Source organism: Elstera litoralis (genome assembly GCF_000963705.1).
In the GTDB taxonomy this organism is placed as follows: domain Bacteria; phylum Pseudomonadota; class Alphaproteobacteria; order Elsterales; family Elsteraceae; genus Elstera; species Elstera litoralis.
On sequence record NZ_LAJY01000748.1, the window covers coordinates 1 to 806 of the forward strand.

1 protein-coding gene is annotated in these 806 nt (G+C 55.0%); it reads right to left on the reverse strand.

Going from position 1 to position 806, the window contains the following annotated elements; all coding sequences use genetic code 11:
* Positions 1-806 (reverse strand): methyl-accepting chemotaxis protein (locus VZ95_RS19520; RefSeq protein WP_156995436.1); only part of this gene is annotated, 806 nt, incomplete at both ends.

Genomic DNA, 806 nt, shown 5'->3' on the forward strand with positions numbered 1-806 from the left:
CAGCTTCCCCAGCCCTTGCGGCTTCAATTGTTGCATTCAAGGCCAGGAGATTCGTTTGAGAAGCGATGTCGTCAATCAAGCGCACGACCGCCCCGATCTGTGCTGCATTTTCAAGCAATCCTCGCACGGTCACCGTCGTTACCTGAGCCTCATTGGCAGCGCGTCGGGAAATTTCACTCGAGTGCGCCACCTGTTGGCCAATCTCGCGAATTGAAGAGGATAGCTGGCCTGCGGCCACCGCCACCGTATGCACATTTGTCGAAGCGTGCTCGGTCGCATTCGCCACCACCAGCGCTTGACGGTTGGTCTGTTCGGCATTGGCCGACATGGTTTGCGCTGTAACTTCCATTTCGCGCGACGCCGTGGAAACCGCCCCCAACATGCCGGTAATCGCCTGATCGAAGCCTTGGGTCAGCCGCTCAAGTGTTTCAGCCCGGGCTTCACGTGTCGCCCTTTGGGCTTCTTCAGCCGCGGTAAGCGCATCGGCCCGCTCGGCATTTTCTTTAAAAACTTTGAGCGCAACAGCCATGAGCCCGATTTCATCATTGCTTGCGCTGGGAATGGCTATCGTCCGATCCCCTTGGGCTAGCGCGTGCATGGCTTTGGTCATGCTCAGCAAGCGCGCAACGATTTGTCGGTTAACATAAAAGAACCCCAAAGCTGCGGCAAAAATCAAAGCCCCAACCGCCAGGAAAAGCATACTGCGCATACCAAGCATAACCGCATTATTAACTTCATCCGTTGCCTCATCGACCTTCGCGCGCGCGTCATCAACAAAAATTTTTAATTTCCCTGCGAATATATTG